Origin of the sequence: Lentzea sp. (assembly GCF_036380075.1) — a bacterium.
Taxonomy (GTDB): domain Bacteria; phylum Actinomycetota; class Actinomycetes; order Mycobacteriales; family Pseudonocardiaceae; genus Lentzea.
The window spans coordinates 1-22,578 of record NZ_DASVFL010000101.1; the positions used below are offsets into that span (position 1 = coordinate 1).

General features: G+C 70.2%; 22 protein-coding genes and 2 pseudogenes. 5 read left to right on the forward strand and 19 right to left on the reverse strand.

Annotation, left to right across the window (positions count from 1 at the left end; genetic code table 11):
• Positions 1–25: 25 nt before the first annotated feature.
• The 6 genes from mutM to VF330_RS12325 all read right to left on the reverse strand — a co-directional run bounded on the left by mutM (position 26) and on the right by VF330_RS12325 (position 3,556).
• The gene (gene mutM, locus VF330_RS12300) at positions 26–883 is read right to left on the reverse strand and encodes a bifunctional DNA-formamidopyrimidine glycosylase/DNA-(apurinic or apyrimidinic site) lyase (RefSeq protein WP_330851680.1); all 858 of its coding nucleotides are present in this window, start codon (positions 881–883) and stop codon (positions 26–28) included.
• 1 nt (position 884) lies between these two features.
• The gene (locus VF330_RS12305) at positions 885–1,085 is read right to left on the reverse strand and encodes a hypothetical protein (RefSeq protein ID WP_030467960.1); all 201 of its coding nucleotides are present in this window, start codon (positions 1,083–1,085) and stop codon (positions 885–887) included.
• An 8-nt stretch (positions 1,086–1,093) separates the two neighbouring features.
• Complete coding sequence (gene rnc / locus VF330_RS12310) at positions 1,094–1,897, reverse strand: ribonuclease III (RefSeq protein ID WP_330851681.1); 804 nt, start codon at positions 1,895–1,897, stop codon at positions 1,094–1,096.
• 16 nt (positions 1,898–1,913) lie between these two features.
• Positions 1,914–2,096, reverse strand: a complete 183-nt coding sequence (rpmF, locus tag VF330_RS12315) for a 50S ribosomal protein L32 (RefSeq protein ID WP_065916643.1) — start codon at positions 2,094–2,096, stop codon at positions 1,914–1,916.
• A gap of 2 nt (positions 2,097–2,098) precedes the next feature.
• A complete protein-coding gene (locus VF330_RS12320) occupies positions 2,099–2,680 on the reverse strand; it encodes a YceD family protein (protein WP_330851706.1) in 582 nt (193 codons plus the stop codon).
• A gap of 159 nt (positions 2,681–2,839) precedes the next feature.
• The gene (locus tag VF330_RS12325) at positions 2,840–3,556 is read right to left on the reverse strand and encodes a DivIVA domain-containing protein (RefSeq protein ID WP_330851683.1); all 717 of its coding nucleotides are present in this window, start codon (positions 3,554–3,556) and stop codon (positions 2,840–2,842) included.
• 115 nt (positions 3,557–3,671) lie between these two features.
• On the opposite strand from VF330_RS12325, the gene VF330_RS12330 reads away from it, so the two are divergent.
• Complete coding sequence (locus VF330_RS12330) at positions 3,672–4,115, forward strand: GNAT family N-acetyltransferase (RefSeq protein ID WP_330851684.1); 444 nt, start codon at positions 3,672–3,674, stop codon at positions 4,113–4,115.
• On the opposite strand, the gene coaD is transcribed toward VF330_RS12330, so the two are convergent.
• From coaD to VF330_RS12350, 4 genes are all read right to left on the reverse strand, one after another.
• Positions 4,112–4,594: a pantetheine-phosphate adenylyltransferase gene (coaD, locus tag VF330_RS12335; RefSeq protein WP_330851685.1), complete on the reverse strand. Its 483-nt coding sequence runs from the start codon at positions 4,592–4,594 to the stop codon at positions 4,112–4,114. The two genes, VF330_RS12330 and coaD, sit on opposite strands and share 4 nt — an antisense overlap.
• A 53-nt stretch (positions 4,595–4,647) precedes the next feature.
• The gene (gene rsmD, locus VF330_RS12340; protein ID WP_330851686.1) at positions 4,648–5,202 is read right to left on the reverse strand and encodes a 16S rRNA (guanine(966)-N(2))-methyltransferase RsmD; all 555 of its coding nucleotides are present in this window, start codon (positions 5,200–5,202) and stop codon (positions 4,648–4,650) included.
• A gap of 52 nt (positions 5,203–5,254) precedes the next feature.
• Positions 5,255–6,328 carry an MBL fold metallo-hydrolase gene (locus VF330_RS12345; protein WP_330851687.1) on the reverse strand — a complete coding sequence of 358 codons (1,074 nt, stop codon included), beginning with the start codon at positions 6,326–6,328 and terminating at the stop codon, positions 5,255–5,257.
• 127 nt (positions 6,329–6,455) lie between these two features.
• A complete protein-coding gene (locus VF330_RS12350) occupies positions 6,456–9,833 on the reverse strand; it encodes a pyruvate carboxylase (RefSeq protein WP_330851688.1) in 3,378 nt (1,125 codons plus the stop codon).
• 317 nt (positions 9,834–10,150) lie between these two features.
• On the opposite strand from VF330_RS12350, the gene VF330_RS12355 reads away from it, so the two are divergent.
• Entirely contained in the window at positions 10,151–11,419 is a 1,269-nt protein-coding gene (locus tag VF330_RS12355; protein WP_330851689.1) for a hypothetical protein, read from the forward strand.
• A 113-nt stretch (positions 11,420–11,532) separates the two neighbouring features.
• Here the strand turns inward: VF330_RS12355 and VF330_RS12360 are convergent.
• The 3 genes and pseudogenes from VF330_RS12360 to VF330_RS12370 all read right to left on the reverse strand — a co-directional run.
• Positions 11,533–13,197: pseudogene (locus tag VF330_RS12360) on the reverse strand (helicase-related protein); the annotation flags it as partial.
• A 1,020-nt stretch (positions 13,198–14,217) separates the two neighbouring features.
• Positions 14,218–14,715: pseudogene (locus tag VF330_RS12365) on the reverse strand (OB-fold nucleic acid binding domain-containing protein); the annotation flags it as partial.
• Positions 14,716–14,729: 14 nt separating this feature from the next.
• A complete protein-coding gene (locus VF330_RS12370; protein WP_330851690.1) occupies positions 14,730–16,343 on the reverse strand; it encodes a DAK2 domain-containing protein in 1,614 nt (537 codons plus the stop codon).
• A 148-nt stretch (positions 16,344–16,491) separates the two neighbouring features.
• Between VF330_RS12370 and rpmB the strand changes: the two genes are divergently transcribed.
• Positions 16,492–16,683 (forward strand): 50S ribosomal protein L28, encoded by a 192-nt coding sequence (rpmB, locus tag VF330_RS12375; RefSeq protein WP_030467945.1) that lies wholly within the window; start codon positions 16,492–16,494, stop codon positions 16,681–16,683.
• Between the two features lie 19 nt (positions 16,684–16,702).
• Here the strand turns inward: rpmB and VF330_RS12380 are convergent, their stop codons facing one another.
• The 5 genes from VF330_RS12380 to VF330_RS12400 are packed head-to-tail and all read right to left on the reverse strand — an operon-like array spanning position 16,703 to position 20,567.
• Positions 16,703–17,920, reverse strand: coding sequence for an MFS transporter (locus VF330_RS12380; protein ID WP_330851707.1), 1,218 nt, complete (start codon positions 17,918–17,920; stop codon positions 16,703–16,705).
• Entirely contained in the window at positions 17,905–18,579 is a 675-nt protein-coding gene (locus VF330_RS12385) for a uracil-DNA glycosylase (protein WP_330851691.1), read from the reverse strand. The genes VF330_RS12380 and VF330_RS12385 overlap by 16 nt, the downstream gene beginning before the upstream one ends.
• A 20-nt stretch (positions 18,580–18,599) precedes the next feature.
• On the reverse strand, positions 18,600–19,121 hold the full coding sequence (locus VF330_RS12390) for a gamma carbonic anhydrase family protein (RefSeq protein ID WP_330851692.1): 522 nt from the start codon (positions 19,119–19,121) through the stop codon (positions 18,600–18,602).
• A gap of 10 nt (positions 19,122–19,131) precedes the next feature.
• Positions 19,132–19,542, reverse strand: coding sequence for a GNAT family N-acetyltransferase (locus VF330_RS12395; protein WP_330851693.1), 411 nt, complete (start codon positions 19,540–19,542; stop codon positions 19,132–19,134).
• A gap of 56 nt (positions 19,543–19,598) precedes the next feature.
• On the reverse strand, positions 19,599–20,567 hold the full coding sequence (locus VF330_RS12400; RefSeq protein ID WP_330851694.1) for a thiamine-phosphate kinase: 969 nt from the start codon (positions 20,565–20,567) through the stop codon (positions 19,599–19,601).
• 97 nt (positions 20,568–20,664) lie between these two features.
• Here VF330_RS12400 and VF330_RS12405 point away from each other — a divergent pair, with 97 nt between their 5' ends.
• Both VF330_RS12405 and VF330_RS12410 read left to right on the forward strand, forming a co-directional pair.
• Positions 20,665–20,898, forward strand: a complete 234-nt coding sequence (locus VF330_RS12405) for an Lrp/AsnC ligand binding domain-containing protein (RefSeq protein ID WP_030467939.1) — start codon at positions 20,665–20,667, stop codon at positions 20,896–20,898.
• Between the two features lie 23 nt (positions 20,899–20,921).
• A complete protein-coding gene (locus tag VF330_RS12410; protein WP_330851695.1) occupies positions 20,922–21,485 on the forward strand; it encodes a DUF3515 domain-containing protein in 564 nt (187 codons plus the stop codon).
• Here VF330_RS12410 and VF330_RS12415 read toward each other — a convergent pair.
• On the reverse strand, positions 21,482–22,531 hold the full coding sequence (locus VF330_RS12415; protein ID WP_330851696.1) for a D-alanine--D-alanine ligase family protein: 1,050 nt from the start codon (positions 22,529–22,531) through the stop codon (positions 21,482–21,484). The two genes, VF330_RS12410 and VF330_RS12415, sit on opposite strands and share 4 nt — an antisense overlap.
• Positions 22,532–22,578: the final 47 nt, after the last annotated feature.

Here is a 22,578-nt window from a genome sequence, read left to right on the forward strand (position 1 = left end):
CCGGACTGCGAGGTGACGAGAAGCGTCAGACCCTGGGGCGCGGCTGGCACCGGGGGCACGAGAACGAGGAGCGGTTCATGAACGGCTCGCGGATCATCGCGGCGCCGCACCGCTTGCAGGGCCGGTTCTCCTGCCCATACGCGTTCAGGGACCGATCGAAGTACCCGGACTGCCCGTTGATGTTGACGTACAGCGCGTCGAACGACGTGCCGCCCTGACCGAGCGCCTCGCGCATCACGTCGGTGGCGTGGTCGAGCACCTCGGCGGCCTTCGGGCGCGACAGCTTGTCCGTCATCCGGGTGCCGTGCAGCCGGGCGCGCCAGAGCGCCTCGTCGGCGTAGATGTTGCCGATGCCGGACACGAGCGTCTGGTCCAGCAGGGCGCGCTTGATCTCCGTGTGACGCAGGCGCAACGCGCGCACGGCAGCATCACGGGAGAAGAGAGGATCCATCGGGTCGCGGGCGATGTGCGCGACCGAGTCGGGCACCAGGGTGCCGTCGACCTCGACCAGTTCGGCCAACGCCAAACCGCCGAAGGTGCGCTGGTCCACGAAGCGGAGCTCAGGCCCACCGTCGGCGAAGGTGAAGCGGACGCGCAGGTGCTTCTCGTCAGGAGCTGACGAGGGCTGCACGAGCATTTGGCCGCTCATGCCCAGGTGCGCGAGCATGGCGGCTTTGTCGGCCAGTTCGACCCAGAGGTACTTGCCGCGACGCCTGGCGGCGGCCATGGGCTGGCCCGCCAGGCGTGCGCAGAAGTCCAGTTCACCCAGGTCGTGCCGGCGGATGGCCCTGGGGTGCAACACCTCAACCGAGGAGATGACCCGGCCGGCGACGTGGGCTTCGAGGCCGAGGCGAACCACCTCGACCTCTGGGAGTTCGGGCACGTCAGGCTTCGGACTTGCCCTCGTCGACGGGCTGCGCCTCGATCACGGCGGCCTGCGGCTTGGTGGGCTTGAGCACCCACACACCCGCGCGGCTCGTGTCCCTGACCAGCACAAGTCCCTGGATGCCTCCGCTGCGGGAGGTGTTCACCGGCCCGCGGACGGTGCGGGTGCGGCGGTTCGTGCGGTTCCTGGTCGCATACATTGCGTGTCTCAGTCTTCCTCGGATGGGAGGGTCCCTGGCGTCACCGAGGCGCCGTTCTGTCCGTTGGTGGCCTTGGCCGACTCCTGCTCGGCCTTGACCCGTTCCGACAGAACATGATAAGCCGCTTCAGCGGCTTTCTGCTCGGCTTCCTTCTTGGTGCGCCCATCACCCTTGCCGTAGGGCTGGCCACCGACGAGCACCGTGGCGGTGAACTCCTTGCGGTGGTCCGGCCCCTGGTCGTCCACGCGGTACTCCGGGACGCCGAGACTGGCTTGAGCGGTGAGCTCCTGCAGGCTTGTCTTCCAGTCCAGTCCAGCACCCAGAAGCGGAGCTTTGGCCAAGAGTGGATCGAACAGCCGGTGAACGAACGTCCGTGCGGTATCGATACCGAACTGCAGGTACACCGCACCGATGACGGCCTCGAGGCCGTCGGCGAGGATGCTCGCCTTGTCCCTGCCGCCGGTCAGCTCTTCGCCGCGACCGAGCAGCAGGTGTGCGCCCAGTCCGCCCGGCCCGAGGTCGCGCGCCACGCCGGCCAGTGCGTGCATGTTGACCACGCTGGCGCGGAGCTTGGCGAGCTGCCCTTCCGGCAGGTCGGGATGGGTGCGGTAGAGGTGGTCGGTGACGACCAGCCCCAGCACGGCGTCTCCCAGGAACTCGAGACGCTCGTTCGGCGGTAGCCCGCCGTTCTCGTACGCGTACGACCGGTGGGTGAGCGAAAGCCCGAGCAGCTCGGCGTCCAACTCGACGCCGAGCGCTGCGGACAAGGTCGCGCGGTCACCTTGCGGAGCGCGCGGTGGCTTTCCCCCCACTGCGTTACCGAGGAGATCAGGCCGGCTGGGCGACCTGGCGGCCAGCGTACTGACCACAGGCCGGGCAGGCGACGTGCTGCGGCTTCGGCTGACGGCAGGCCTTGTTCTGGCACGCCACCAGGTGCACGGCAGACGTCTTCCACTGGGAACGGCGCGCACGGGTGTTCGAGCGCGACATCTTCCGCTTCGGGACGGCCACGACTACTTCTCCTCGTTGTTGTCATCGCTGAACCGCTCATGCAACGCGGCCCAACGAGGGTCGATCGTCTCATGCCCGTGGTCGGGCCCGAGCTCCGCCCACCTGCCACCACACTCGGAGCAAAGCCCCTTGCAGTCCGGCTCGCAGAGCGGCGCCTGCGGCAGCGCGAGGACGATGGCGTCCCGCACCACAGGCTCGAGGTCGATCAGATCGTTTTCGATCCGACTGACCTCGTCTTCCTCAGTGGTCTCGTCCGTGGTGCTGTCCGGCCACGCGTAAAGCTCCGTGATCCGGACCTCGACCTCATCGCTGATGGGTTCGAGGCACCTGGCGCACTCACCTTCGACCTTGGCGAACGCCGTCCCCGACACGAGCACGCCCTCCACGACCGACTCGATCAGGAGGTCGAGCTCAACCTCACCACCTTCTGGCACCGCGATCACGCCGAGGAGCCCCACACCTGCCGCGGGGACCGACCTGACGAGGGGTCGGCTCGACCCGGCGCGACGGCCGATGTCCCTGGTGTCGATGACCCAGGGACCGGATGCTGTGGGACGCGTGGACGCGTGACGATGCTCAGTCATGATCAGATTGGTTGCCGGCGGGGACCTACCACGTCCAGCCGTTCCAGGGTACGGGACGACCGCCTCGCACGTGAAATCGGCAGGTGATCGCACCTGTCCGACGTAGCGCGAATCACACGATCAGGCGTCCCGGACCCAGCTGTTTCGCAGCAGACCGTACTAGGCGCCGTAGTCGAACGGCGCCGCGGCCCCCGCCACGGCCGGTCCGCGCAGGTGCGAACGGCCCTTGCCGACGGACCGGAGGGTGTGCGCGAGGAGGTCCTCGAAGTCGGCGAGCTTGCCGTCGACGTAGGCGTCGCACTCCGACCGCAGCCGGATGGCCTCGCTCTGGGCGGAGTCGAGGATGCGGGCCGACTCGGCGTGCGCCGCCCGGACGACCTCCTGCTCGTTGACGAGCCGGGCCTGCTCGGCGCGGCCGTCCTCGGTGGCGCGCTCGTAGTTGGCGCGGCCCGCCTGGATCATCCGCTCGGCCTCGGCGTGCGAGCGGCCCACCAGGTCGTCGTACTCCTGACGGCCGGCGGCCACCGTGCGCTCCGCCTGGTCCTCCGCCTCCGCGATCATCCGCTCGGCGCGGGCACGGGCGTCGGACAGCATCGCCTCGGCCTCGGCCTGCGCCTCCGCGAGCATGCGGTCGGCGTCGGCGCGCGCCTTCGACACGCCGGACTCGGCCTCGTGCTGGGCCTTGCCCACGACCTCGTCGCGGTGGTCCAGCACGTCCTGCGCGTCGTCGAGCTCGGCCGGGATGGCGTCGCGCACGTCGTCGAGCAGTTCGAGCACGTCACCGCGCGGCACCACGCAACCCGAGGTCATCGGCACTCCGCGCGCTTCCTCGACGATCGTGACGAGCTCGTCGAGCGCCTCGAACACCCGGTACACGTCTCACTCCCTAACCCCTGTGGATCCCCACCACCCAGTGTGCCCTGCCGCTCTCCCCGAAAGAGGGAGATCGGCAGGGCGTGTCAGGATTTCCCCTCATCCACCCGGGGGAACCATGAAGATCAGAAAAGCGGCGGTCACCGACGTCGACGCGATCGTCGCGATGCTGGCGGACGACCCGCTGGGCGCCACGCGCGAGCGGCCGGGCGACCCGGCCTACCTGGAGGCGTTCGCGGTCATCGACGCCGACCCGCACCAGCACCTGGCCGTCGCGGAGGACGAGTCCGGCGAGGTCGTGGGCACGCTCCAGCTGACGTTCACGTCCGGCCTGTCGCGCCTCGGCATGACCCGCGCCACGATCGAGGCGGTGCGGGTGCGCTCGGACCAGCGCGGCAACGGCCTGGGCGCGCGGATGATCGGCTGGGCGGTCGACGAGGCGCGGGCGCGCGGCTGCGGCGTCGTCCAGCTGACCACGGACGCGTCCCGCGTGGACGCGCACCGCTTCTACGAGCGGCTGGGCTTCACCGCGTCGCACGTGGGGATGAAGCTGACCCTTTAACGCTTCTCGGCGAGGCGCTGCTGCAACCGCTGCTCGATCGAGGCTGGCAGCAGCGTCGACACGTCCCCTCCGTACGTCGCGACCTCCTTGACCAGCGACGACGCCAGGAACGAGTACTGCGGGCTGGCCTGCATGAACAGCGTGTCGACCCCGGTGAGCTGGTGGTTCATCTGCGCCATCTGCAGCTCGTAGTCGTAGTCGCTGACCGCGCGCAGGCCCTTCACGATGGCCTTGATGTTGTTCTCGCGGCAGTAGTCGACGAGCAGCCCGTGCCAGGAGTCGACCCGCACGTTCTCCCACTGGGAGGTGACCTCGCGCAGCATCTCCTGCCGCTCCTCGACGTCGAACAAGGTGCGCTTGTTCTTGTTGATGAGCACGGCGACGACGACCTCGTCGAACAGGTGCGCGGCTCTCCCGATGATGTCCAGGTGACCGTTGGTTACCGGGTCGTAGGAGCCGGGGTACACGGCACGTGTCATGAAGCGGACGTTAGCACCCGATCGGACGCCTCCAGGCGAGTCCGTGGTTCTCGTCACCCATCGGAACGCACCTGCCCCCAGTACACGGCGGTGTCCCCGTAACGCTTGGCGCGCAAGGATTCCACTTCTTCCGGCCACGCCGGTTCGCCACTTCGCGAAGCACGTTCCACGATCAGGACCGCGTCGGCCGTGAGCCTGGGCACGATCCCCCGCAGCACCTTGGCGAGCTCGTCGTCCCCCACCGCGTAGGGCGGGTCTGCGAACACGACGTCGAACTTCTCCCCCTCTGCCAGGACGTACGCCTCGGCCGTGCGGTTGACCACCGCCACGTTGCCGAACCCGAGCTCGCGGGCGTTGGACCTGAGCACGTCCGAGGCCCGCTTGTCCGACTCGACGAACGTCGCGTGCCCGGCGCCGCGGCTCAACGCCTCGAACCCGAGCGCGCCCGACCCGGCGTACAGGTCCAGCACCAGGGCGCCGTCGAGGTCGACCACCGTCTCGAGGGAGCTGAACAGGGCCTCCCTGACCCGCTCGGAGGTGGGCCTGGTGCCCTTGGGCGGCACCTTGAGCCTGCGGCCTCCCGCGGTCCCGGCAACGATTCGTGTCACCGGGACATCGTCCCAGGCGGCTCGCGGACGGCGGCCGCCGGAGACCCCGCCGTCAGGCGAGCGCCTGCCACCAGCCGTCGACGTCGCCGGGGGCGTCCACGTCGACCCGTTCGCCCGGCCTGGGCACCGCCAGCTTCATCCCCCTGGCCTTCACCTCGCGCCAGACCCGGTCGATCGGCTCGCCCCAGGGGTGCAGGGCGAGGTTGAAGGTGGCCCAGTGCACCGGGATCAGCAGCCCGCCGCCGAGGTCGTCGAACGCGCGGACGCCGTCCTCCGGCGTCATGTGGATGTCCGGCCAGGCGTCGCCGTAGGCACCGACCTGCATCAGCACCGCGTCGAACGGCCCGTGCTCCGCGCCGATCCTCCGGTACCCGGCGAAGTAGCCGGTGTCGCCGCTGTAGAACACCGACCGCGACCCGCGCTTGACCACCCAGGACGCCCACAGCGTCACGTCGCGCTGCACCGACCGGCCGGAGAAGTGCTGCGCCGCGGTGCAGGTGAGCGTGAACCCGTCGACGGAGTGCGACTCGTCCCAGTCGAGCTCGACGACCCGGTCCGCCGGCACGTCCCACTTCGCGAGGTGCGCGCCGATTCCCAGCGGCACCACGAACACGGCGGAAGTGGTGCGCGTGAGTTCCTGCACCGTGGCCATGTCGAGGTGGTCGTAGTGGTCGTGGGAAATCACGACGGCACTCAAAGTCGGCAAATCAGACAATTGATGCGGAACCGGATGCAAACGCTTCGGTCCGGCGAAAGAGGAAGGCGAGACCCGGTCGCTCCACACGGGATCGACGAGCACCGCGGCGCCGTCGATCTCGATCAACGCGGAGGCGTGGCCGTACCAGGTGACGTGCAGCCCGGAGGACACCGGCGCGGCCGGTCCGACCAGCGGCACGGCGACCGACGGCTTGCGGTCCTCTCCGCCGAAGACGAAGTCCCGCACCGAGAACGCCTCGCGGTCGGGAGTGGAGCTGACCTTCTTCTCGTTGTGGAACTTCCCGTCGCGGTAGCGCGGCGACCGCGCCATCCTGACCGGGTCCGGCTTGCCTCCCAGCTGCCGCGGCAGGTCCCTCAACGCCCACGCCACGCCCGCCAGTCCGAGCAGGCCGGCCAACGCCTTCTTCATCGCGAATTCCCTCTCCCTGACCCCGTGCCCGGTGCAACGCACGGAATCGTCGTGGAGTTCCTCGCCACCCGCAGCGCGAAACGGGGCCCGGTGACATCACCGGGCCCCGCACGTCACGCGAAGAAAATCACTCCAGGACGATCAGGAGGTCGCCGCCCTCGACCTGCTGCGCGCCCCGCACGGCGAGCCGTTGCACCACACCGGACTTCGGCGCGGTGATCGCGGCCTCCATCTTCATGGCCTCGATGGTGGCGACGGTCTGGCCGGCCTCGACCCGTCCGCCCTCCTCCACCGCGGGCGTGACCACACCGGCGAACGGCGCGGCGACGTGGTTCGGGTTGCCCCGGTCGGCCTTCTCCGCGGCCGGGACGTCCGCGGCCACCGAGCGGTCGCGGACCTGGATCGGCCGCAGCTGGCCGTTCAGGGTCGCCATGACCGTGCGGATGCCGCGCGCGTCGGCCTCGGAGATCGCCTCCAGGCCGATCAGCAGCCGGACGCCCGGCTCCAGGTCGACGGAGTACTCCTCGCCGGGGCGCAGGCCGTAGAAGAAGTCCTTGGAGCGCAACACCGACGTGTCGCCGTAGGCGTCGCGGTGCGCGCGGAACTCCTTGGTGGGCGCGGGGAACAGCAGCCTGTTCAGCGTCGCCCTGCGGTCGCCGGCCAGCCCGGCCTCGTCCTCCTCGGACAGCTCCTCGACGCGCTTGGGCGCGGGGCGGCCCTCCAGGGCCTTGCTGCGGAACGGCTCCGGCCAGCCGCCGGGCGGGTCGCCCAGCTCGCCGTGCAGGAAGCCGATCACCGACGCCGGGATGTCGTACTTGCCGGGGTTCTCCTCGAACTCCTTCGGTGCCACGCCCGCGCCCACGAGGTGCAGGGCGAGGTCGCCGACGACCTTGGACGACGGCGTCACCTTCACCAGGTGGCCGAGCATGCGGTCGGCGGCCGCGTACATCGACTCGATCTCCTCGAACTTGTCGCCCAGGCCCAGTGCCACGGCCTGGGTGCGCAGGTTCGACAGCTGACCACCGGGGATCTCGTGGTGGTAGACGCGGCCGGTCGGGCCGGGGATGCCGGACTCGAACGGCGCGTAGATCTTGCGCACGGCCTCCCAGTAGGGCTCGAGGTCGCAGACGTTCTGCAGGTTCAGGCCCGTGGAGTGCTCGGTGTGGTCGGTGAGCGCCACGATCGACGACAGCGGCGGCTGCGACGTCGTGCCCGCCATCGACGCGGTGGCGCCGTCGATCGCGTCCACGCCCGCCTGGATCGCCGCGAGGTAGGTGGCCAGCTGGCCGCCCGCGGTGTCGTGGGTGTGCAGGTGGACGGGGAGGTCGAACTCCTTGCGCAACGCCGTGATCAGGCGCGACGCGGCCGGAGCCCGCAGCAGGCCGGCCATGTCCTTCACGCACAGCACGTGCGCGCCGGCGCCGACGATCTGCTCGGCCAGCTTGAGGTAGTAGTCCAGTGTGTACAGACGCTCGTCCGGGTTGGACAGGTCGCTGGTGTAGCAGAGCGCGACCTCGGCGACCGCCGTCCCGGTCTCGCGCACGGCCTCGATCGCCGGGCGCATCTGCTCGACGTCGTTGAGGGCGTCGAAGATCCGGAAGATGTCGATGCCGGTGCTCGTCGCCTCCTCCACGAACGCCTTGGTGACCGCCTCCGGGTACGGCGTGTAGCCGACCGTGTTGCGGCCGCGCAGCAGCATCTGGAGGTTGATGTTCGGCACGGCCTCGCGCAGCGCGGCGAGCCGCTCCCACGGGTCCTCGGCGAGGAACCGCAGCGCCACGTCGTAGGTCGCGCCGCCCCAGCACTCCAGCGACAGCAGCTCGGGCGTCAGGCGCGCGACGTGCGGCGCGACGGCGAGCAGGTCCTTGGTGCGCACCCTGGTCGCGAGCAGCGACTGGTGGGCGTCGCGGAACGTCGTGTCCGTGACGCCGACGGCCTTGCTCTCGCGCAGCCACCGCGCGAAGCCCTCGGGGCCGAGCTCGGTGAGCTTCTGCCTGGAACCCGCGAGCGGTTCGGCGTTCAGGTCGGCGAACGGCAGCTTCTCGCGCGGGTCGACCGAGGTCGGGCGCGCGCCGTTGGGGTGGTTGACCGTGACGTCCGCGAGGTAGGTCAGCAGGCGCGTGCCGCGGTCGGCCGAGTGGCGCGCCGTCAGCAGGTGCGGGCGCTTCTCGATGAACGACGTGGTGACGCGGCCCTCGTAGAAGTCCGGGTCGTCGAGCACGGCCTGGATGAACGGGATGTTCGTGGACACGCCGCGGATGCGGAACTCCGCGATCGCCCGGCGCGCGCGGGCGACGGCGAGACCGAAGTTGCGGCCGCGGCACGTGAGCTTCACGAGCATCGAGTCGAAGTGGGGGCTGATCGCCATGCCGGCGCCCGCCGTGCCGCCGTCGAGGCGGATGCCGGACCCACCCGGCGAGCGGTAGGCGCTGATCATCCCGGTGTCCGGGCGGAACCCGTTGGCCGGGTCCTCCGTCGTGATGCGGCACTGCAGCGCCGCGCCGCGCAGCTGGACGGTGTCCTGGGACAGGCCCAGGTCCTCCAGCGTCTCGCCCGAGGCGATGCGCATCTGCGACTGCACCAGGTCGACGTCGGTCACCTCTTCCGTGACCGTGTGCTCGACCTGGATGCGCGGGTTCATCTCGATGAAGACGTAGTGGCCCTCGGGGTCGAGCAGGAACTCCACGGTGCCGGCGTTGCGGTAGCCGATGTGCCTCGCGAACTTGACCGCGTCGGCGCAGATGCGGTCGCGCAGCTGCGGGTCGAGGTTCGGCGCGGGCGCGATCTCGATGACCTTCTGGTGGCGCCGCTGCACGGAGCAGTCGCGCTCGAAGAGGTGGATCACGTTGCCCTGACCGTCGGCGAGGATCTGCACCTCGATGTGGCGCGGCTCGACCACGGCCTGTTCGAGGAACACCGTCGGGTCGCCGAACGCCGACTCGGCCTCGCGCGACGCCGCCTCCAGCGCCTCGCGCAGCGCGGCCGGTTCGTCGACCTTGCGCATGCCGCGACCGCCACCACCGGCGACGGCCTTCACGAACACCGGGAAGCGCATCGTCTTCGACGCCTCGAGCAGCTCCTCGACGTCCGACGACGGCGCGCTCGACTCCAGCACCGGCAGCCCGGCCTCGCGGGCGGCGGCGATGGCGCGCGCCTTGTTGCCCGTCAGCTCCAGCACCTCGGCCACCGGGCCGATGAACGTGAGACCCGCCTCCCGGCACGCCATCGCCAGGTCCGGGTTCTCGGAGAGGAACCCGTAGCCGGGGTAGATGGCGTCGGCCCCCGCCTTGCGGGCGGCCTTGATGATCTCCTCGACGGAGAGGTAGGCGCGGACGGGATGTCCGGGCTCACCGATCTCGTACGCCTCGTCCGCCTTCAGGCGGTGCAGCGAGTTCCGGTCCTCGTGAGGGAAGACGGCGACCGTTCCCGCGCCCAGTTCGTAGGCGGCTCGGAACGCGCGAATCGCGATCTCGCCGCGGTTGGCGACAAGAACCTTGCGGAACATCCGTAGCCCTCCCGTAGTCACTCGACGGTCAGTTTCGGCACGTTACCGTGCAGCTCTTGCCTGGTGGGAGAACTGTCCCACGTGATGGGTGTCATCCTGATCGGTCTTGCTGACGGCGTTTCCCGCGTGGTGGGCGCTTTGTCCAGCGCCACCACCCAGTCAGACTCCATCCGGTAGTGGGTTTAACCGGATCGTGTGACGATCTTGGTCACCAAATCGGTAGGGTGAGCCATATGGCCGGGGCTGATGGAGCCGGGCAGCCTACTGCCCGCACACCGCATTTCGACGTTGTCCTCCGTGGTTACAACCAGCGACAGGTGAACGAACGAGTCACCCGTCTGGAGTTCGACCTCAAGAACTCGAACCGCTCCCGCGACGCGGCCGCAGCACAGGTGGCGGAGCTGACGAAGCTCTTGAACTCCATGCGCGCCGACCTCGACAAGACCAAGGCGCAGCTCCACAACCTGGCCAACAGTCCCGTGAGCGCGTCGAACGTCACCGAACGCGTGCGCGTGATGATGAGCCTGGCCGAGGAAGAGATCGCGGACATCCGCAAGGACGCCCTCGACAAGGCCGCCGCCACCCGCGGCGAGGCCGAGAAGTGGGCGGCGGACCAGCGCGAGGCCCACCAGCGCCTGCTCGCCGAGACCGAGGCCCGCCGCAAGCAGCTCGAGGTCACCTACCAGCAGCGCAACGCCGAGCTCGACCAGCAGTTCGCCGGCCGCCGCGCCGAGCTCGAGGCCGAGTTCGAGGCGATGCGCACGAAGCTCGCCAACGAGCACCAGGCCCTGGTCGCCGAGGTGCGCGCCGAGGGCGAGCGGACCAAGGCGGACTTCGAGCAGAAGTCGGCCGACCTGGACGCCCGCCGCGTCGAGCTCGACCAGAAGTACAAGGCGTACCACGACGAGCTGGACAAGGAGTACGACGGCCTCAAGGCGAAGCTGACCGCCGAGCACCAGAAGGTGCTGGCCGACGCGCGCTCCGAGGCCGACCGCATCGGCTCCGAGGCCGAGGCCAAGCGCGTGGCCGTGCTGAGCAAGCTCGAGGGCGAGCTCGCCGCCAAGAAGGCCGAGGCCGAGAAGGTCCTCGCCGAGCTGGAGGCCGAGTCGCTGGCCAAGGCCGAGAAGACCACCGCCGACGCCACCGCGTCCGCCACGGCCCTGGTCAAGGCGGCGGAGGAGAAGGCGGCGACGACGCTGCGCGAAGCGGCCGACAAGGCGGAGGCCACCGTCGCGGCGGCCGACGAGAAGTCCACGGCACTGGTCCGCGACGCCGAGGCCCGCACGTCGGCCCTGGTCCGCGAGGCCGAGGAACGCACGGCCGCCGCCGTGGCCGAGTCGGACCAGCGCGCCGCCGCCGCTGCCGAGAAGGAGGCGTCGCTGCGGTCGGCGCACGACAACCTGGCCTCGCAGTTCCACGCGGTGCAGGCCGCTGTGGAGGCGGCCATGTCGGTGCTGAAGCCGGCGGAGGACGGGTCCGGGGAGGACGACGAGGAGCCTGCTCCGGCGGGTGGAGCGTCGAACGGCGCGGCTTCGAACGGCGAGCAGAAGACCGAGCAGCTGCCGAAGCCCCGGCAGAAGGACTGATCTTCGAGAACGGGAACGGCGGCGGTGCGCTCAGGCGCCCGCCGCCGTTCTTCGTTCGGGGGGGTGACGGGCCGGCGCCACCGGCCTCCGTTCCGCCGGCAGCGCCCGGTCCCCTAGCCCTTCTCCAGGAAGTCCGCCCGCTCCGCCGTCAGCAGCGTCGCCACCATCCCCGCCAGGCCGGGGTGCTCCACCAGGTCCGGGTCGGCGTCCACGACCTGCTGGGCGGCCACCCGCGCGTCGGCGATGATGTCCTCGTCGCGCAGCAGCGAGAGCATCTTCAGCGCCGAGCGGCGGCCCGACTGGGCCGCGCCGAGGATGTCGCCCTCGCGGCGCAGCTCCAGGTCGAGCTGGGCGAGCTCGAAGCCGTCCAGAGTGGACTCGACGGCGCGCAGGCGTTCCATGGTCGCCGTCATCTCGGGCATCTCCGTCACCAGCAGGCACAGGCCCGGCGCGCTGCCGCGGCCCACGCGGCCGCGCAGCTGGTGCAGCTGCGAGACGCCGAAGCGGTCGGCGTCCATGATCGCCATGACCGTGGCGTTCGGGACGTTGACGCCCACCTCGATGACCGTGGTGGCCACGAGCACCTGGACCTCGTTGGCGGCGAAGGCGCGCATCACCGCGTCCTTCTCGTCGGGCGGCATGCGGCCGTGCAGGATCTCGATGCGCAGGCCGCGCAACGGGCCCTGGGCCAGCATGGTGGCCACGTCGACCACCGACAGGGCCGGGCGCTTGTCCTCGTCGTCGGACTTCGCGGGCTCCTCGTCGCCGATGCGCGGGCACACGAAGTACGCCTGGTGGCCGGCCGCGACCTCCTCGCGCACACGGGCGAACGCGCGGTCGAGCCACGCCGGCTTCTCGCGCACGGGCACCACCGAGGTCTTGATCGGCGAACGGCCGCCCGGCAGCTCGCGCAGGGCCGAGACCTCCAGGTCGCCGTAGACCGTCATGGCCACGGTGCGCGGGATCGGGGTCGCCGTCATGACCAGGACGTGCGGGTTCTCCCGCTCGCCGCGGGCCGAGAGGGCGGCGCGCTGCTCCACGCCGAAGCGGTGCTGCTCGTCGACGACCACCAGTCCGAGCGAGTGGAACTCGACCTTCTCCTGGATGATCGCGTGCGTGCCGACGACGATGCCGGCCTCGCCGGTCACGATGTCGAGCAGCGCCTGGCGCCGCTGGGCCGTGTTCATCGAGCCCGTCAGCAACGTGACGCGCGTGGCGTTCTCCGCGCCGCCGAGCTGACCGGCCTGCGCGAGGTCGCCGAGCATCTCCGCGAGCGAGCGGGCGTGCTGTGCCGCAAGGACTTCCGTGGGGGCGAGCATGGCGGACTGACGGCCTGCGTCGACGGCTTGGAGCATCGCCCGCAACGCGACCATGGTGTTGTGGGTGACCACGAAGTGATCGGTGACGTAGAGCTGGTCCGGATGTGCGACCGAAATGCACTGCACCGGTTTCCGGCCGATGAACTCGACGGCGCGGATCGCGCGTACCGGCTTCTCGTACTTGGTGCGCTCCTTGACCAGCTCGGCCTTCCGCGTCAGCCGGAACGGCGGGAACTCGTTCGGCAGGCGAAGGCTGACCAGGTGGTACGTGTTGCCCGTCTTGGTGATGGGACGGACTCTCCCGGTCCCGCCCAGCGACTCGGCCAGCCAGGCGACCTGGTCGGCGAGTCGCGGCGAAGCCGAGAGGAAGGTGACGTTGGACCCCTGCTTGCTGTTGATGGTGCCGTCGGTGTCGAGCAGGCCCTGGAGAAGCGCGTGACGCATCTTCACGGGCGCGACGAGGTAGTTCTCCGGCAGGAACTTGTCCTTGGCACGATGCCCGTACACGCCGAGGTCCCGAAGGGACTGGAGCACCGGGTTCGTGCCCCTGCGGCAGCCCAGGACGAACCAGTCGTACTTGTTCGCGGACGGGGTCTTGGCCAGGTGGGCTCCCCGCGGAAGAGCTGCCATGAGCTCCACGAGCAGTTCCGGGTCGGCGCTGGTGAACATGACACGCCCGTTCAGGAGCGACCCGTCGCCGATCAGCAGTCCGAGCAGGTAGGGATCCAGCGGACGCTCGTCCAGGCAGTCCAGCTCAGGGGCCGTCACCACGGGCAGGTGCCACTTGGACGCTCCGTTGGCGCTGGTGAGATCGTCTCGGATCTCCCGTAGCGTCAACACCTTGAGCGGGTTCCCCCGGTCTCTGCGGACAGTGGTGTTCACGGCCCACAGGTGCTCGAGATCGGACTCCACGCTGCGACCGTCCGACAGCACGACGCGGTAGACGTCCCGCTCTCCTTGGGGAAAGACCCCGGTCACGACGGTGACCTCGCCGTTCGCCGCGATCACCTCGTCACCGGCGTGAACGTCACCCATGCGGACGAAGCCGCCGGGCGTCAGCACCAGCGAGTCGAGCGGTTGCGCCTTCCCCGACCCCACCTCTCCTTGCAGGAGGCGGTTCATCGGGATCACGGACTCCAGGTCGATGGCGATCTGGTCGCCCACCTCCACCTGGCCCTTGGTCAGCGTGAACGGCAGCCGCGCGTCGAACGCGTCGAGGATCCCGCCGGACTTGCGGGTGCACGAAGGCGCCGGGCGGGCGGTGGAGGCCTTGCGGCGCTGTGCGAGCGTGAGCTGGACGGCCAGCGCCTCGTCCCACTTCAGCCGCTGCTGCGCCACGGCGATCTGCGCCCAGCTGTCCGGCCGGTGGATCGACCGCAGAGCGTCCTCCAGGCCGATCAGGCCCTGCTCGGCGCGGAAGTCGGCGGGCAGCGGGTCTTCTCCCGGGCCGTCCCAGATCTCCAGCAGCTGCTTGACGCAGTTGGCGATGTTCCAGGTGTTGATGTGCTGCGACGCCGGGTAGACGGGCAGGAACGCCTGGAGGAACGACGAGCCGTCCTGCTCCGGGGTGAGGATCTCGAACGCCGGGTGCACCAGCTGGAGGTTCTGCCGGTAGCGGCCGACCTTGCCGGCGAACAGGGCGCGCGTGCCCGGCAGCAGCTCCTGCTCGGCGACGAACGCCACCTTGCCGAAGAACACCAGGTGCAGCTCGGAGGTGCCGTCGGTGATCACGGCCTCGGTCATCTGGCCGCGGCGCGCCTTCATCTGGCGCTTCTGGCACTTGCGGACCTCGGCCTGCACCGTCACGTGCTCGTCGATTTCCAGTGACCTGATGTCGGTCAGCTTCCCGCGCTCGTCGTAGCGGCGCGGGTAGTGGCGCAGCAGGTCACCGACCGTCGTGAGGCCGAGGCCGGTCTCCAGTGCGTCGGCGGTCTTCTTGCCGAGCAACGGCTGCAGCTTGTCGTCGAAGGAGATCATCGCGTCCCATTGAACTACTCGACACCGACAAAGATGACGGCGTCCGGCTGTCCGCCCGGATATGCCGTCACCTCCACCTCCGGATGGGTGACCCGCAGGTGGTCCTCGAGCACGTCGACCAGACCGCCGGGGCTGTCCGCGCCCAGGATCACGGTGACGAGCTCCCCGCCGCCCGCGAGCATGCGGTCGACCAGCCGGCACGCCAGGTCCATCACCGGCTCGGGCGCCGCGGGACCGGGCTCGATCAGCACGACCTCGCCGTCCAGCATGCCCAGCAGGTCGCCCGGCTGGCAGCGGCCGACCCACGTCATCGCCTCGTCGGCCGCGAGCGAGACCTCGCCCCGGCGCGTGGCTGCGGCGGCCTCCGCCATCGCGACAACGTCGTCACCGGCGCGACGAGACGTGTCGTGCACCGCCAACGCCGCGAGGGCCTGCACGGGCGAAAGCGTCGGCACCACCACCACGTCCTGCCCTGCGGCCTGTGCGTATGCCACGGCTTCCTCAAGCGCCTCACGGATGTCCGGGTCACCGGGCAGCACGGCGACGTGACGCGCGCGCGTCGACACGATGGCGGCCAACAGGTCCGTGGGCGTCGCCGAAGAAGAAGCGAGGTCGAACACCGTGGCGCCTTCCGCGCGGAACAGGTCCACGGCACCGCTCACGACCACGACGATGGCGCGGTCGCGCACGAAACGGGAGGCCTGCGCGGCGATCTGGTCGGCGAAGCGCGCCACCGTGATCCGGTGCGGACGCCCCGCGCGCACGCCCGCCTCGACGGCCGCGCCGATGTCGTTGCAGTGCACGTGCACGGTCCACAACGACGCGCCGTCGCCGACCACCGACACGCAGTCGCCCAGCAGGTTCAACGACGCGCGCAGCTCGCCGACGGCCTCCTCCGAGGTGCCGTCGATCAGGTACATGACCTCGTACTCGAACTCCGAGGAACCGCCCTCGCGCTCGGTCGTCAACGACTCGGGCGTGCGCGGCAGCAGCAACGGCGCGTCCACCGGGGTCTCCACGGCCTGGCCGGTGATCACCGCGGCCAGTGTGTCCAACAACACAACGAGCCCGCGTCCGCCGGCGTCGACGACCCCCGCCTTGGCCAGCACGGCGAGCTGGCGGGGCGTGTCCGCCAACGCCACGGCACCGGCCCGGGAGGCCGCCGTCACGACGGCGTCGAGCTCGTCGGAGTCGCAGTCGCGGGCGGCCTCCGACGCGGCGTGCAGCACCGACAGCACGGTGCCGGGAACGGGCTTGGAGACCGCCGCCGTCGCCAGCTCGTCGGCGCGGTGCAGGCCCTTGCGCAGCGCCGAGCCGGTGACCAGCGACACCTCCTGGACGGTTTCCGCGAGACCCCTGAGCACCTGCGACAGGATCACCCCGGAGTTGCCGCGGGCCCCGGACAGCGCGCCGCGGGCCAGCGCCGACAGCGCGTCCCCGACCGTCGACATGGGCGAGCGCAGCAGCGCGTCGAGGGCCGACTGCATGGTGTGCAGCAGGTTGGTGCCCGTGTCGCCGTCCGGGACGGGGAAGACGTTGATCTGGTCGATCGACTCACGGTGGGCGTCCAGCGAGCGCACGCAGGCGTCCGCCCACCTGCGCACCGCGACCGCATCCATGACCTGCATGGCGGCGAGAGTATCCACCCGGTTTGGTCGGCGGTGAGGCCACCGGCTACCCTGACTGGGTTGCCGTGCCCGGTTGAGGCTTGTGCACGCTTGCGCGCCCACCGGGACGCGAGACACACCGCTTGAGGAACCTGAAGGAGTGGCTGACGTGGCTGCCGTGTGCGACGTCTGTGGCAAGGGGCCGGGCTTCGGCCATTCGGTTTCGCACTCCCAGCGGAAGACGAACCGCCGCTGGAACCCGAACATCCAGTCCGTGCGCGCGAAGGTCTCGGCCTCGCAGCGCCAGCGGATCAACGTGTGCACGTCCTGCCTGAAGGCCGGCAAGGTCGTGCGCGGCTGATCACCGCCACAGATCGTTTTCAGTTCGAAGAGAGTCCGGCTCCGGCCGGGCTCTCTTCGCGTTTCAGGGCCCTGCGCACGAACGCCAGGCAGGCCGAGCCGCTGAGCACCGCCCCGGTGCCGCCGAGCGCGAACACCGTCCGCGGCTCCACCGCCAGCAGCAACCCGCCGGCGGCGGCCGTGCCGAGCAGGTTCGCCCCGACCACCATCGACCCGACCGCGGCGAACGCGCGTCCGCGCATCTCCTCGGGCGTGCGCATCCGCACGACGGCGTTCAGGGCGACGTTGTGGACGCCGTTCGACACGCCACCGATGACCCAGCCGATGCCCGCGGGGACGATGAATGGGAACGTCGCCGGGACCAGCACCCCGATCCCGGTGGTGACCGCGGCGACGGCGATCGCGTGTGCCACCCCGGAGACCGTCTCCAGCCGCGCGGCGAGCCGGTTGCCGATCAGGATCCCGGTCATCCAGCACGCCTGCATCGCACCGAGCACGAGCTCGTCGCCGTGCAGCACGTACCGGACGAACGCGGGGTCGGCGACGTTGATCACCACGACCGCGCCGACGCAGAAGGCCAGCCCGGCGATCGCCGCGAACAGCACGGCGTCCTGCCGCACGTGCCGGATGCCCGCGAGCGCGCTGGGACGCGCCTCGTGGGTGCCGGAAGGCCGGCGTTCGGTGCGCACGAAGGCCAGCAGAGCCGCGTAGGCGAGGAACGTGCCGCCGTCGACGAGCAACGCGGCGGGGTGGCCGAAGACCCCGGCGAGCACCGCGCCACCGGTGACGCCCGCCATGCTGCCGAGACTGCGCCCTGTGCTGAGCCACGCGTACCCGCGCGTCGCCTGCTCCTCGCCCGCGATGTGCGGCACGAGAGCGGAGATGCAGGGCTGGGCGACCGCGCGGCCGCAGCCCGAGAGCAGCACCAGCGCCACCACGAACACGGGCCGGCCCATCAACGGCGCGATGGCCGCGATCGCGGCGCCCTGGAACAGCAGGGCGGTGATCAGCAGCCGGCGGTTGGGCAGCCGGTCGACGAGCACGCCGGCGAGAGGGGCGCCGAGGACGAGCGGCAGCAGCTCGGCGACCAGGACGGCGGCGACGAGCAGCGGGCTGATCGGCGTGGCCCAGAAGAGCAGGACGAGCAACGACAACGCGTTGCCGAACTCGCTGACGGCCGCACCCGCGGCCGTCAGCGTCAGATCACGTCGTGCCGGGGCAACTACGGGAGCTTCCAGTCGATCGGCTCCGCGCCCTGCTTCTCCAGCAGCTCGTTCGCCTTGCTGAACGGCTTCGAACCGAAGAACCCGGAGTGCGCGGAAAGCGGCGACGGGTGCGCGGACTCGATGGCGGGCAACGGCTGCAGCAACGGGCGCAGGTTGCGCGCGTTGCGGCCCCACAGGATCGAGACGAGAGGTGCGTCGCGGGCCGCCAGCGCCTTGATGGCCTGCTCGGTCACCGCTTCCCAGCCCTTGCCCTGGTGGGAGTTCGCCTTGCCCGGCTGCACGGTGAGCGCCCTGTTGAGCAGCAGCACACCGCGTTCCGACCACGGGGTCAGGTCGCCGTTCGAGGGAATCGGGTAGCCGAGGTCCTCGGCGTACTCCTTGTAGATGTTGATGAGCGACTTCGGAATGGGACGGACGTCCGGCGCGACCGAGAACGACAGGCCGACCGCGTGGCCGGGCGTCGGGTACGGGTCCTGGCCGACGATCAGCACCTTCACCTGGTGGAACGGCTGCTGGAACGCGCGCAGCACGTTCTCGCCCGCGGGCAGGTAGGTGCGGCCGGCGGCGACCTCCGCGCGCAGGAACTCACCCATGGCGGCGATCTGGTCAGCAACGGGGGCGAGAGCTTCAGCCCAGCCGGCTTCGACAACTTCGTTGAGGGGACGAGCCACGGCTGTGAACCCTATCTCACTCAATCGAGCCGACGGAGCTTCTCCCGGTACAAAGCGATGTTCTGAACATATTTCTCGACGATGAACGCCCAAGCCTGTTCCGGCACAACGTATCCGGTGCGTTCGCGGGCGGGAACTCCGAGAACCATGGAACGTTCGCGGACGTGGCCGTCGAACGACACCACCGCGCCGGCGCCGACGATCGCGCCCGTTTCCACGATGGAACCGTTGAGCACCACCGAACCCGACGCGATGAGGCATTCGTCCGCGACGGTCGCGCCCTCGATGTGCACGTTGTGCCCGATGACGCACGACGATCCGATGTGCACCGGGTGGACCTCGGTGCAGTGGATGACCGTGCCGTCCTGGACCGAGGTGCGCTCGTCGATGACGATGCGGCCGTAGTCGCCGCGCAGCACGGCCTGCGGCCACACCGACGAATGAGCGCCGATGCGCACGTCACCGATCACCGTCGCGTCCGGGTGCACGTACGCGTCCGGGTGAATCTGCGGCGTGTAGTCACCCAACGCATAGATGGCCATGCGCCCGAACTTACAACGGCTTCCCGAAGCACCGGCTGTTCGGGTCGTCGCGGTAGACGCCGAAGTTCGCGATCCGCTCGTAGCCGCTGGTCGTGTACAGGCTGATCGCCTCCGGCTGGCGGACGCCGGTCTCCAGCACCATCCGCCGCAGACCCGCCTCGCGCGCGGTCGTCTCCAGGTGGGCCAGCACCTGGCGCGAGAGGCCCCTGCCGCGTGCGGAGTCGACGACGTACATCCGCTTGATCTCGGCCGCGTCGTCGATCTCGTCGTTGACGCGCCAGCCGCCGCACGCGACGGGCACGCCGTCGAGGTAGCCGATCACGAAGTAGCCGAGCGGCGCGGCGAACTGCGCCGGGTCGACCGGCGTGATGTCCACGCCGCCGTAGCGTTCGACGTAGACCTGCTGGAGGTCGTCGATCATCTTGACCGAGTCTGGATGGTCATACGCTCGCGTGCATAGTTCCACGTCGAGGAAGTCTACGCCCGCCAGTGCTCCCAGCCAGGGGGTTTCTCGTACGTCCTGCCGTCGACCGTGACACCTTCACCCGCGCGGACGGTGCCGATGGTGGTCCAGTTCGGCGGGACGGCCTTCGGCCCGGCGAACGTCGCCGCGAGCGCGTGGTCCTCGCCCCCGGTCAGCGCCCAGTGCCGCGCGTCGCCGCCGAGCGCCGACGCGACGTCGAGCAGGCGCGGGTGCAGCGGCAGCAGCTCCGTGCGGACGTCGATCGCCACGCCGCTCATGTCCGCGATGTGGCCGAGGTCCTGCAGCAGCCCGTCCGAGATGTCGATCATCGACGTGGCACCCGCCTCGGCGGCCTTGGGACCCTCCTCGTACGGCGGCTCCGGCGCGCGCTGGGCGTTCACGATGCCCACCGGCGAGCGGAACCCGCGGCCGAGCACGGCCAGTCCCGCGGCCGCCCAGCCGAGCCGTCCGGTGACCGCGACGACGTCGCCGACGAGCGCCCCGGACCTCGTGACCGGCTCGAGCCCGTTCATGTCCCCCATCGCGGTGATGGAGATCACCAGTGTGGCGGAGCTGACCATGTCGCCGCCGACGATGCCCGCGCCGGCCGTCGCCGCCTCCTGCCACAGGCCCGCCATGATGCCCTCGACCACGGCGGCCGGGGTGTCGGGAGGACACGCGAAACCGACGAGCAGAGCGGACGGCAGCGCGCCCATCGCGACGACGTCCGCGAGGTTCACGGCGGCCGCTTTTCGGCCCACCTGCTCGGGTGTGGACCAGTCGAGTCTGAAGTGGACACCCTCGACCAGCAGGTCCTTGGAAGCGACGACCCGTCCGTCCGGGACGGCGACGACGGCCGCGTCGTCGCCGGGACCGAGGATGGTCGTCTCCGGTTGCGCCCGACCGCTCGTCACCCGGTGGATGAGGTGGAACTCACCCACGTCGGCGACCGTCTCCGCGTCGCGCGGCGGCTCCGGACGCAAAGTTGCCTCCCAATCTGAGCATTCGGAACCCCAACTGGGGTACGTTGCGTGACACGTTCCTACCTCGACCCAACCTGTCGCGACGAAGGGGCACGCCGTGGTGCATGCATACATCCTCATCCAGACCGAGGTCGGCAAGGCAGCCGCAGTCGCCTCCGAGATTTCCGGGATCGCCGGGGTAGCGACCGCAGAGGACGTCACCGGTCCGTACGACGTGATCGTCCGCGCGGAGGCGGAGACCGTCGACCAGCTCGGCCAGCTCGTGGTCGCGCGCATCCAGAACGTCGAGGGCATCACCCGCACGTTGACGTGCCCGGTGGTCCATCTCTAGCTCGCCCGTGTTGTCATAACCGGGTGACTCAGCAGGAATCCACGTCGGCGCTGTCCCGGCCGCTGCTCGCGGCGGTCGGGCTCGCCGTCGTGCTCGCCATTGGTGTCGCCGGGCTCGGGCTGTGGCTGGGCACCGGGAACCAGACCGAGGACGTGCCCGGTCGCACGGGTCCCCTCGCGCTGGTCTCGATCGACGCACCGTCAGCGGGTTCACCGGAATGCGCTTCCCTGGTCGAGAAGCTGCCGGTCGGGCTGCCGTCCGGGAAGGACATGCTGCCGCGCAGGGAGATCGCCACCCCGGCCCCTCCCGCCGCGGTCGCGTGGGGTGACGCCCAACACGATCCGGTGGTTCTGCGGTGTGGTCTGCCGCGGCCGTCCGAGCTGACCGCCACCTCGCAGCTGCGGGTGATCTCCGACGTCCAGTGGATCGAGCTGCCCGGCTCGGACAGCTCGACCTGGGTGATCGTGGACCGCGGCGTGTACGTGGCGCTGACGGTGCCCGGCGACGCGGGCACCGGACCGTTGCAGGACGTCTCCACGACGGTGCGCGACCTGCTGCCGAAGCAGCCGGTCAAGACCTCGGCCTAGCGCAGGCCCGACCCGCGGGCGATCGCGGTGTCGATGAGCGTGGTCAGCAGCGTGGAGTAGTCGATGCCCGTCGCCTCCCACGCCTTGGGGTACATGGAGATCGGCGTGAAGCCGGGCATGGTGTTGAGCTCGTTGACGATGAGCTCGTTCTGCTCGGTGAGGAAGAAGTCCACCCTGGACAGACCCTGGCAGTCGAGCGCCTTGAACGCGCGGACGGCCAGCTCGCGCAGCTGCGCGGTGACGTCGTCGTCGAGCTTCGCCGGGATGTCGGCCTCGTAGGAGTCGTTGACGTACTTGGCCTCGAAGTCGTACCACTCGGCGCCCTCGCCGACCGGGCGCAGCTCGGCGGGCAGCGAGGCCTCGACGCGGCCGTCCGGGAACTCCAGCACCGCGAGCTCGATCTCGCGGACGTTCGGCACACCGGCCTCGATGATGACCTTCGGGTCGTGCCGGCGCGCCTCGAAGATCGCCTCGTCGAGGTCGTCCCAGGACGTCACCTTGGAGATGCCGACGGACGACCCGGCGCGCGACGGCTTCACGAACACGGGCAAGCCGAGGTGCTCGCGCTCGTCGAGGGTCAGCGTGGTGGCGGCGCGGTCGAGGGCGACGAACCGGCCGACCTCCAGGCCCTCCGCCTGCAGCAGCTTCTTCGCGAAGACCTTGTCCATCGCGGCGGCGCTGGCGAACACGCCGGGGCCGACGTACGGGAGGCCGCCGAGCTCCAGCAGGCCCTGGATCGTGCCGTCCTCACCCCACGCGCCGTGCAGCAGCGGGAAGACGACGTCGACGTCCTGGAGCGCCTGACCGGGTTCGACCGCCGCGACGGTGGCGTTGCGCAGCGTCGGAAGGTTGCCGGCGCCCGCCTCGAGGGCGTTCGGGTCGGTGCCGAGCGCCCACTGGCCCTGCGGTGTGATGCCGACGGGCACGACCTCGAACCGGTCCGAGTCCAGGTAGGGCAGGACGCTCTTGGCGGACTGGCAGGAGACCTCGTGCTCGGAGCTGCGGCCGCCGAACACCACGGCCACCCTCGTCTTGCGCTGCGTCATGCGGGCGACCCTACCCGTTTGGGCGATTGTGCCCACCTGGCCTTAAC

Bases quoted from the DNA above. Each gene is read 5' to 3' on its own strand.
- VF330_RS12305 (WP_030467960.1), bottom strand. From the start codon at position 1,085: ATGTATGCGACCAGGAACCGCACGAACCGCCGCACCCGCACCGTCCGC.
- VF330_RS12320 (WP_330851706.1), bottom strand. From the start codon at position 2,680: ATGACTGAGCATCGTCACGCGTCCACGCGTCCCACAGCATCCGGTCCC.
- VF330_RS12330 (WP_330851684.1), top strand. From the start codon at position 3,672: ATGAAGATCAGAAAAGCGGCGGTCACCGACGTCGACGCGATCGTCGCG.
- coaD (WP_330851685.1), bottom strand. From the start codon at position 4,594: ATGACACGTGCCGTGTACCCCGGCTCCTACGACCCGGTAACCAACGGT.
- VF330_RS12345 (WP_330851687.1), bottom strand. From the start codon at position 6,328: ATGAAGAAGGCGTTGGCCGGCCTGCTCGGACTGGCGGGCGTGGCGTGG.
- VF330_RS12350 (WP_330851688.1), bottom strand. From the start codon at position 9,833: ATGTTCCGCAAGGTTCTTGTCGCCAACCGCGGCGAGATCGCGATTCGC.
- VF330_RS12370 (WP_330851690.1), bottom strand. From the start codon at position 16,343: ATGCAGGTCATGGATGCGGTCGCGGTGCGCAGGTGGGCGGACGCCTGC.
- VF330_RS12390 (WP_330851692.1), bottom strand. From the start codon at position 19,121: ATGGCCATCTATGCGTTGGGTGACTACACGCCGCAGATTCACCCGGAC.
- VF330_RS12395 (WP_330851693.1), bottom strand. From the start codon at position 19,542: ATGATCGACGACCTCCAGCAGGTCTACGTCGAACGCTACGGCGGCGTG.
- VF330_RS12415 (WP_330851696.1), bottom strand. From the start codon at position 22,531: ATGACGCAGCGCAAGACGAGGGTGGCCGTGGTGTTCGGCGGCCGCAGC.